Below are 9,730 nucleotides of genomic sequence, written 5' to 3' on the forward strand. Positions count from 1 at the left end.
CGCTGGTTCGCGTGCCGGACACCCGGTCTGTGCCCTCACCTGGCCGTTGATCCCTCAGGCCACACCCGCACCATTGCTCTGGTTGTGCCCCACAGCTAGCGTGGCCTGTCCGTGTCCAGCGCGTGACCGGCGGGGGGAAAACCATGTCCGTGCACATTCCAACAGTCGGCATCAGAAGAGGAATTCGCCCTTCCGGTGAGGGAGGGGCGTCCCGAGCCGTCCTGGTCCAGTTCAGCGACCTCCTGTTGACCGAGGACAGCACCATGAGGGACTACTACCGGCGTTCCTACGCCCGCATGCGTGGCTACTACATGCCACAACACTTCATGGAAATCCCGTACTGGATACCCATCGTCGCCTCCATGCTCCCCGACGAGCATTTCCACAAAGAGCTGATGGTCGTCGACGATCTCGACGTCGCGCACCGCAGGCTCGCGGAGGCCGCCGAGGGCGACGTGTTCTTCTTCTCGGCGCTGGACGCCAATGTGGAGCAGCTGCTCCATCTGGCCTCCACCGGCGCGACGATGGTCGTCGGGGGCTATGTCGACCCGGAGGTGTTCGTGGGGTACCCCCACGTGAGCTTCCTCCACGACGTCACGAACCTGCCCGACTTCCTGCCCGGGGCACGCCCGCGGACCACGCTCGACTACCGGCTCTTCGACGGGCTCCAGTGCATTCCCCGGTTCAGCATGAGCAACGGATGCTCGTTCCGCTGCAACTTCTGCACCGTCCCCACGCAGGTCGTCCCCGCCGACCCCGCGGGCTACGAGGCCGAGATAGCCGCCTTCGCGCCCCTGGATTTCCGGCTCGCCTTCCTCGACGACAAGTCGTTCGGCGATCCGGTGGCGAACAACTGGCAGGACCTGGGCAAGGTCCGGGACATTTTCGCCGCCTCTCATGAAGGCTTCGAGGGATTCATCATTCAGACCCCGCCGTCCCTGGCGGCCAGGCCCGGGTTCCTCGCCGACTGCCGGGACATGGGCGTGCGGTACGTCGAGTTCGGGGTCGAGACAGCGCACGACGGTCTCCTCAAATACCTTCGCAAGCCCTTTCGTACCAAGCACCTCTACAAGGCGAGCGAAACCATCCGCGAGCTGGGGCTCTATGTGATCCCCAACTTCATCATGGGTATCCCTGGGGACGACTACAAAGGAACAGTTCAATGGGTCAGGGAATTCGTGGACATCATGCCCGCCGTCAACATCAACTGGCTCGCCGCGCACTACGGCAATGAACGCGGGCATCTCGACCTGCCCGTCGAGACGTTCGGGGACCGGGACCAGAACACCGTCACCAAGAGCTGGCTCGACCAGGAGGAGATCGCCGCCGGACTGGGCGCTGTCCAGGAGATATACGCCGTGACGGAGGCGTACTGGCGGGACCGCGCGACCTACCCGGTGGAACAGGTGACCGCACGATGACGACAGAGACGGCCACGGCCCGGACCACCGCTCTCAAAGCGGAAGTCGGCCGCGCCCTCGGTGATCCCGGCATCCGCGTCGCTCCATGGCGTGAAGGAGTGGACTACTTCGCCGACCTCGCCCGTCACCCCGACGGCAGGATCGCCGGGGTCGTGCGCTCCCCCCGCCACGAGGTCCTGCAGACCGACTACGAGGGCGCCGTCGACTTCGCCGACGTACTCGCCAAGGAAGTGCACGTCCTTGGACTGCTGGCCAAGGCGGGCGTACCGGCCCCTTCCGTCCTCGACTGGCGGCGGCGCGGCGCCCCGGACGGCCTCTCCTGGATGCTGTGCGAGCACATCGAACACCAGCCGACGGAGGAGCTGAACGAGGACCAGCAGCATGAGCTGGGGCGCATCACCCGTGCGATCCACTCCATCCGCCCGGGCACGACGGTAGGTCGCCCGCCGGGCCCATGGCCGTCCTACGTTCTCGGGCGCCTCACCGACCGGCTGCGCGCCGCCGAGAAGTACTGCCCCGGGCTGTCCACCGACACGGTGCTCTCCCGGTGTGCGGCCGACGTGCCCGACGACGCGGACCGGACGGGCGCTCTCCTCCACCTCGACCTGCGGCCGCCCAACATCTGCGTGCGGCAGGGGAGCATCGCGGCGGTCATCGACGTCGCGAACGCGATCACCGGTGACCCCTGGCTCGAGCTCGCACGGATCCGCTTCTGCGGACTTTTCACCGAGGCCTTCCGGGCCGGCTACGGACTCGACGACACCGACGTCGCACACCACCAAAGGATCCTGGACTTCTACGAACTGGACATCGCGGCGCTGCTGACCGTCGTGGCGGTGGAGGAAATCGATGACCAGGAACTGCTGGCGTCGTCCCGGGAACGGTTGGAGCACCTGTGCGCGCAGATCGTTCGCTGAGGTCACCGCTCTGCGCCGCCCGGACGCTCCCGTCCTTCGACCAGGCCCCGGCGCAGGACCTGGCTCCCGCCGGAACGCTCTACTCCAGCGCCGCCTGGTTCAGACTCCTGGAACGGCACGGGCACAAGTACGCCTATGCGCTGTTGCGTCAGGACCGTGATCTGGCGCTCTGCGCCGTCACCGAAGGAACCGGCACACAAGCACGCCGCTACCACCCGGAGTTCCTCCTCGCGGATCACGTCCCCGCCAAGGACTGCGTCGTCATCGGACCCCGTACGGGATACCGCAACGAACTGCTCCTCGGCGTAAGCCCCCTTGCGACCGACACCCTCACCGCCGGACTCCAGGACGTCGCCCGGGGGCGTACGGTGCTTCTGCCCTACCTCTCCAGCGTCGACGCCGCACGGTTCACCGCCCAGGGACACCCGGCGGGGCTGGTGGCGTGGGAGGCATGGCTCGACGTCCCCGACAGCGGATTCGACGGCTACCTCGACTCGGTCGGCCACAGCCGCAGACGCCAGATCAAGGCGGACCTGAGGCAGGTCACCGACAACGGCCTGCGGTTCGAGACCACCCCCTTGGACCAGAGTGCGCCGCTTGGCGAGATCGCACGTCTGCTCGTCCTCCACGAGAAGAAGTACGACCCCTCCTACGCCCGCCCGCCCGCCGATTTCCTTCCCTACCTCGCCCTGTGCGCGCAGATACCCGGCGCCCATGTGATCCTCGCCCGCCTGGACGGGCGAGCCGTGGGATGCCATGTCGTCTTCCACCACGCGGACGTGCTGTGGGTGCGTCTCTTCGGCGTCGACGAATCCCTGCGGGAAACCCGGAATTCCTACTTTAGTCTCATGTTCTACGAACCTCTCCGGCTCGCCCACCGCCTCGGCGCCCGCGCGGTGCATCTGGGGATCGCCGCATCGGACACGAAGATGCGGCGTGGAGCGCGCCTCGAACCCCTGTGGACCGTCGCGCTCGCCGGCGACGGCGCCGTCGGCCGGGCACGCCAGGGCCTGAGCGCACGCTCGGACGACCTCCCCGACCCGCTGCCCACGTCCCTCCGCCGTCCGGACGCGCCGTGACGGTCACCGCCGAACAAGCCGGGTATCGCGCCCTGTTCGCCACCGGACCGTTCCGCCGGTTCTTCGCCTCGCGCGCCATCTCCCTGATCGGTGACGCCGTGGTCCCCACCGCGCTCGCCCTGGCCATGACCGAACTCGGCTATTCCGCGGGCTGGTTGGGGGGCATGCTGGCCGCGGCCATCCTCCCCAAGATCGTCTTCCTGGTCTTCGGCGGCATCGCCGCCGACCGCACGGCCAAGCGGCCCCTCATGGTCGCCTCGTCGATCGTCTGCGGATCGGCCCAGCTCATCACCGTGATCGTGCTGGTCAGCGGGGCCGACCTGTGGTGGGCCGTGCTCTGCCAGGGCGCCTACGGCATCTCGGTGGCCGCCGGTTACCCCGCCACTTTCGGCTACCTCCCGCACTGCGTCCCGGCCCCACACCTGGGAGCCGCGAACGCGTTGATCGGTGCGTGGACCGGGGCGGCCGCACTGCTCGGCCCCGTGATCACTGCCGTCTGCTTCGCCCTGGGGGATGCGGCCTGGGCGCTCGCGCTCGACGGCTTGTCCTTCCTCCTGGCGGCCGTACTCCTGTGGGGCCTGCCCCGCGGCGCCGCGGCCGTGGAGGAGGGCGAGGGGCAAGGCGTGTCCGCGATGCGGGAGGGCTGGCGCGCCATGCGGGGCCTTCCCTGGCTGCTGCGCATGACCCTCGTCGACAGCACCATTCTTCTGCTGGTGTCCGCGCCGTTCATGGTCCTTGGCCCGGGCCTGGTGACGCAGCGCATGTCGGCGAACTCCTGGGCGCTGCTCATGCTGCTCTTCGCGGCCGGTGAACTCCTCGGCAGCCTGGTCAGCGGCAGAGCGGCGCTGCCCCGGCCGGTCTTCACGGCCGCACTGAGCCTGCTCGCCATGGGACTTCCACCGCTGCTCCTGGCCGCCGGATCCGGGCTCGCCCCGCTGGCGGTGGCGCAGGTCCTGGCAGGAGCCTCGGTAGGGGCCTACGGCGTATTGGTCACGACGGCCGTCCAGCGTTCCGTGCCCCAGGAGCACCTCTCCAAAGTCGGCGCCCTGGCGTCCGTCGGGTCCTTCGCCTTCCTTCCCGCCGGCTATGTGCTGGCACCGCTGATCGCTTCGTGGACCGGGCCCACACCACTGCTGTGGGCGGCCGCGGCGTGGACTGCCGCGTCGGTCACCGCGCTGGCCACCGACCGTCGGCTGCGTGAGTTCCGCGGGCAGAAGGAGTGCTGACGCACTGATGCGTGCGAAGACCTGGACGACCTGGACGTCCATACGAGAAGCCATGACGCACGGCGCCGACGTACAAGGCGGCGACAGCGGGCTGCACAGGTCGCTGCCGTGGCTGGCGGCGGAGGAAGGCCGCGTCAGCCGCGACCAGTACTACCTCTGCGCGGGCGGAGCGCTCGCCAGCTGCTACCCCGTGCCGCACAGCGCTGCCCACCGCACCTACGCGACCTGGGAGATCGTCTGTGGTTCCCCTGTGGAGGAGCTGATACAGCAGACGGCTCAGCCGCAGCGCGAGTCCGCCGCGGCGGAGCTCGCCCATGTGCGCTCGCAACTGCCTGCCCGGGCGACGGACACGCTGGCCGTGGTCACACCCGGCTGCGTGTTCTCCGGCGTGACCCTCGGCCCGAAGGCGCGCGCCGACAGCCTGGACACCCTTGTCGACGGCGTGGAGGCGCAGGCCGGGGAGCTGGGGCTGCCGGTGGTCCAGTTCGGCAATCTCCGGGAGGACAACGCCGCGGAACAAGCACTGCACCAGGTCTTGCGGGCCCGCGGTTACAGCGCCGTCACCGTGGGGGCGGACGCCGTCCTGGACACCTCCGCCTATGCGGACCTGGAGGCGTACTTCGGCGGCTTCCGCGCCCACCGCCGCAAGGTCCTTCGCAAGGAGCGCAGCCTCTTCGAAGGCGAACACGCCACGGTCCGTGTCCAAGGCCCCGAGGGCCTGACCGAGGATCTCGCCGCACTCCAACTGGCCCGCTACCGCCGCTATGGCCACCAGGCCGACACCCGCGCGGTACAGGACCGCTTCACCCGCGCCGCCACCATCCCCGGGCTCAAGGTTCTGCGCGCCGACGCCGAGGAGACGTCGCCGTCCGCAGATACACCGACGTCGTCTCCTGTGGGGTTCATCGCCTTCTTCGAGGACCACAGGACCCACAGAATCCTGACGCGTCTTGGTGCCTTCCGCGCCGAAAAGGCGGCCTACTTCAACATCGCCTATTACGAGCTGATCGCCTACGCCACCCAAGTGGGCGGGATGCGCATCCACTACGGCGACTCCACTTATCTGGCGAAGACCCTCCGGGGCTGCAGCCTGACCCGTCTCACCTCCTACTTCCGTGCCACCGACCCCTTGCTCCACCGTGTGCTCGCGCGCGCGGGTCGGTTGCGAACCGCCCTGGAAGAGCTGCAGCTCGACCAGGCCATCTCTGAAAGGGGGAGGCTCCGTTGAAACCTGATGGTGTGCTGTTCGACGCTGCGGGAACCCTCTTCGACCTGACGCCGCCCATCCACGACGTCATCGCCTCGACCGCGGCGGATCACGGTCACGTGTGCGCCACGGACCGCGTGGAACACGCCCTCGACCATGTGGGCAGCACCCTCGGGTGGCCCGACGACGCACCGGACTCCGTCAACCGCGTACGCGAGTGGGCCGTCTTCGTCCGCAGGATCATCGAGGCGGCCGACCTGCGCGCCGGCGAGGTGGATCGACTGCGGATCGCCGAAGCGGCCGCCAAGACGATCCTGGAGCCGGCGAACTACGCGGTATTTCCCGATGTCGCACCCGTCATCGAGCGTCTCGCGGCCGAACGCATACCGGTGGCGATCGTCTCCAACTTCGACGACCTGCTCTTCGATGTCCTCGGACACACCGGGCTGGACACGGTCTTCGACACCGTGCTGACCTCCTACCGCACCGGGATCAGCAAGCCGGACCCCCGCATTTTCCACCTTGCGGCCGAGGCCATCGGGAAAGACCCCGCGACCCTTCACTATGTGGGCGATTCGGTCTACTCGGACATGGGCGGGGCTCGCGCCGCAGGACTGCACGGCATCCTCATCGACCGTGACGGCAAGCACCCCACGTACCCGGGTGAGAAGATCGAGTCGTTGTCGGGCCTGCTCCTGCACCTGGACCTCTAGAGATACCTCCGTACGCGACTCGTGCGTGCGACGTGCGCTCAATGTACGCAGTCTGTACGGTTCCGGCGGTAGGGTGTGGGGCAGGAGGTGCCCCTTGTCCGACTTGTTCGACGCCGTCGACGCCCTGGTCGCGTCCCGTTCCCCGCTGCCGCCGCCGGAAGAACGCAAGCGGCTCCGACAGGCCCACGGTCTGACGCTGGATCAGGTTGCCGGGGCCCTCCAGGTGCGCCGCGCGACCGTCAGTGGCTGGGAATCCCCCAAGACCAGGACGGAGCCGCGGGGTCCGGAGCGCGAAGCGTACGCACGCCTGCTGGAGCAGCTCGCGAAGCTCTACCCTGCCCCACCCCTTGCTTCCGCCAACACGATCGGCACGGCCGACACCGCCGCCCCCGCCAACACCCCCGAGCCCCCGGCCGCCGCAGCCGTCGAGGACGCACGGACCGTCGACACCACGGCACGCTCCGCCCCGGCCCAGCGTCGGCCGGGGGTGAAGAAGGCCGCGGCGAAGCCCGGCACCGGCCAGGCCGCCGTCGACGCACGCTTCGAGAACGGTCCCCTCGCGGTCATCGACGCCGCCGACGGACATGTGGTCGCGTACTGCGTCGGCGGCCTGGTCCTCGACGTGCCCGCGAAGTCGATCCCGGCCCTGATCGACTGGACCCTGAAGGAGGCCAGGCTCGGGGCGCCGAGACTGTCCGGGCCGGGCAAAGACGCCGATCCCCTGCTCGTGCTCACCGAGGCCGCACTGGAGCGCTACGGACTGCCGGTGACCCTTACCGCGGACGAGCAGCTCGCCGGACGTATCCCGGAGAACCACAAGGTCATCAAGCAACTCGCGCGCGCGAACTGGCAGTTGACGAAGCGAGGGTTCGGCCCATGGGCGCGTGTCTACCGCCCCGCGCAGGGCTCGGAACGCTCCTGCGTCCAGCTGTGCGTCCCTTCGTGGCACGCGCTCGACACCCGCCACTGGGGCCCGGCCGGACAGCTCCCACCCGCGGAACTGGCCCGGCTCCTTGGCACATACGCCTCCCGGGTCATGACGCCACGTGGCTCGACTGCCGTCACCGGCCTGGAGCTGATGACCGCACTGCAGCCGCCGACCCGCGCGAGCGCGCCGGACACGGACGGCAAACGCCACTCCGAGCACAACCCCGGCTCCCTGGGCAAGGACCCGGTCGACTGCGCACCGTGCGAGGCTCCCGATGGGCACCCGCTCCTCGCCGACCTCCCCCGCTTTCACGTCCGCGGACCCGCGGAGAAGCTGTTCGAGGAGGCCTATGACTGGGCACGCCCGCTCACCGACGCCGAGTGCATGCGCCGCAACCTGGTCGGCCTCGACGTCAACATGGCCTTCGCCGCCGGAGCGAACGGCCTGATCGTCGGCCTCGGCGCGCCGACCCACGTCAAGGCTCCGGCGTTCGACCCAAAGCTGCCCGGCTCCTGGCTCGTCGACCTGAGTCACGTCGACCTGTCGAGGGTGAAGCTGGGCAAGGAGCAGGTGGAACTGGACGGCAGCCTGCTGCCGAGCCCGTTCACGCCGAAGGGCGAGCACCCGCAGGGGCCGGCCTGGTACGCGACACCCACCGTGGCGTACGCGGTGGAGCTCGGCTACGAGGTGAGACCGACCGAGGCATGGGTGCGGCACGACAACGGCCGCTACCTGGACAGCTGGTACAACCGACTGCGCGACGCGTACCTGGCCACCATGGCCGACCTCGGGGTGCCCGCCGACATCGCGCCGCAGGACTTCCTGGCGGCGATGGACGGCTACCGGCAGCGTGACCCGGAACTGGCCGTCGTCGTCTCCGCCGTCAAAGCGACCGTCAAGGGCGGCCTGGGCAAACTCCGCGAACGCCCGCGCGGCGAGGGCTGGAAGCCCGGCCTGCCGTGGCGCGCCCTGTCCAGGCCCACCTGGCGGCCCGACATCCGCGCCGCCGTCATCTCCCGCACCCGGATCAACCTCCACCGCAAGCTGCTCAGGCACGCGGCGTTCACCGGGCAGTACCCGGTGGCGATCCTCTCGGACTGCGTTGTGTACGCGGTCGACGGCGAGTCCCCGCTGGACTTCCTGCCCTACCGCGAGGGCAAGCCCCTGCCCGGCGGTTTCAAGCTCGGGGTCAACCCCGGCCTGGTCAAGTGGGAGGGCACCCAGAGTGTGCTGTGGGGCGAAGGCGTACGGGAGCAGTTCCATGCACCGGAGCTCAACCTCGCCCGGTACATCAAGGACGGCACCGTCACCGACCAGGACAACGGGGAGTAGGTAGGCGATGAGCATGTTCGGTGACGGCCTTGACCAGGCGGTACAGAAGGCGTTCACGCGCCCCATTCCGAAGTCGGCCGGCGCGAGAATGCGCTATCTCGTCAAGCAGCTCAAGGGCACCAAGGCGGTCGCTCGGATGCTGCGGATCTCCCAGCGCACCGTGGAGCGGTACGTGAAGGACCAGATCAAGAAGCCCCGCGCGGACCTCGCGGCCCGGTTGGAGAGGGAGGTCCGTGCCCGGTGGCAGCCGCAGATCCGGGCGAAGGCCCGGCAGAAGGCGGCGACGACGGACGGCATCGTCATCGACACCCGGGCCCGTCTCGGTTACGTCGCGCCGATCGGGACGACGGACGAGAACCGGATCAGGGACCTGACCGTCGCGCTCCCCCCTCGGTTCGCCGCTCGCCTCTTCGACGCCCGGGAGCAGGGCGCCGGTGACGACCAGCTGCGGCAGATCGCCGCCGAAGGACTCAAGGAGACGTACTTCCAGGACGGCGGCCGCCGCGCGGGCTCCTTGGAGGAGGTCCGCTTCACGGACGTGGAGCGCTTGGAGTTCGATCTGTAGCCAGCCTCGTGTCCCCTACCAATATCCAAAACCGGTAGGCGGTCAGAGTGATCCATCCATTCCAGACTAAATCCGCGAATAATTTTGAAGCACCACAACCTCAGGTCACTCCGCACAGCGAGAGCGCTATAGCACGCACATGGCGTACATACCGGGGTATGTACAGGACCAAGCTGATAGCAAGCCTGGGCGGCGGTGACCGTGCGGGGCTTTGCGGCTCATCACCAGATGAAGACCATCTCCTGCTCGTAGCTGGCTGGGCCCGCGTCAGCGGGCCTTAGTAGGGCCCAGGAGGCGAAGCCGGAGGGGCCGTCAGGTGGGGGAGCGGAGCGGACCCATCGG

General features: G+C 68.8%; 8 protein-coding genes. All 8 read left to right on the forward strand.

Annotated features, from left to right (window positions below; genetic code table 11):
- The first annotated feature begins 263 nt into the window (after positions 1-263).
- The 8 genes from AB0I66_RS42220 (at position 264) to AB0I66_RS42255 (ending at position 9,388) form a co-directional block, all read left to right on the forward strand.
- Positions 264-1,421: a radical SAM protein gene (locus tag AB0I66_RS42220; protein ID WP_363213415.1), complete on the forward strand. Its 1,158-nt coding sequence runs from the start codon at positions 264-266 to the stop codon at positions 1,419-1,421.
- Positions 1,418-2,338 (forward strand): phosphotransferase, encoded by a 921-nt coding sequence (locus tag AB0I66_RS42225; protein ID WP_363213416.1) that lies wholly within the window; start codon positions 1,418-1,420, stop codon positions 2,336-2,338. The genes AB0I66_RS42220 and AB0I66_RS42225 overlap by 4 nt, the downstream gene beginning before the upstream one ends.
- Positions 2,317-3,417 (forward strand): GNAT family N-acetyltransferase, encoded by a 1,101-nt coding sequence (locus AB0I66_RS42230; RefSeq protein ID WP_363213417.1) that lies wholly within the window; start codon positions 2,317-2,319, stop codon positions 3,415-3,417. Before AB0I66_RS42225 ends, AB0I66_RS42230 begins: the two co-directional genes overlap by 22 nt.
- On the forward strand, positions 3,414-4,643 hold the full coding sequence (locus tag AB0I66_RS42235; RefSeq protein WP_363213418.1) for an MFS transporter: 1,230 nt from the start codon (positions 3,414-3,416) through the stop codon (positions 4,641-4,643). The genes AB0I66_RS42230 and AB0I66_RS42235 overlap by 4 nt, the downstream gene beginning before the upstream one ends.
- 7 nt (positions 4,644-4,650) lie before the next feature.
- Positions 4,651-5,871: a hypothetical protein gene (locus AB0I66_RS42240; protein ID WP_363213419.1), complete on the forward strand. Its 1,221-nt coding sequence runs from the start codon at positions 4,651-4,653 to the stop codon at positions 5,869-5,871.
- Between the two features lie 11 nt (positions 5,872-5,882).
- On the forward strand, positions 5,883-6,563 hold the full coding sequence (locus tag AB0I66_RS42245; RefSeq protein ID WP_363213420.1) for an HAD-IA family hydrolase: 681 nt from the start codon (positions 5,883-5,885) through the stop codon (positions 6,561-6,563).
- A gap of 94 nt (positions 6,564-6,657) precedes the next feature.
- Complete coding sequence (locus tag AB0I66_RS42250; RefSeq protein WP_363213421.1) at positions 6,658-8,823, forward strand: transcriptional regulator; 2,166 nt, start codon at positions 6,658-6,660, stop codon at positions 8,821-8,823.
- 7 nt (positions 8,824-8,830) lie between these two features.
- Entirely contained in the window at positions 8,831-9,388 is a 558-nt protein-coding gene (locus tag AB0I66_RS42255) for an XRE family transcriptional regulator (RefSeq protein WP_363213422.1), read from the forward strand.
- Positions 9,389-9,730: the final 342 nt, after the last annotated feature.

Source organism: Streptomyces sp. NPDC050439, from assembly GCF_040655335.1.
Lineage (GTDB): Bacteria > Actinomycetota > Actinomycetes > Streptomycetales > Streptomycetaceae > Streptomyces.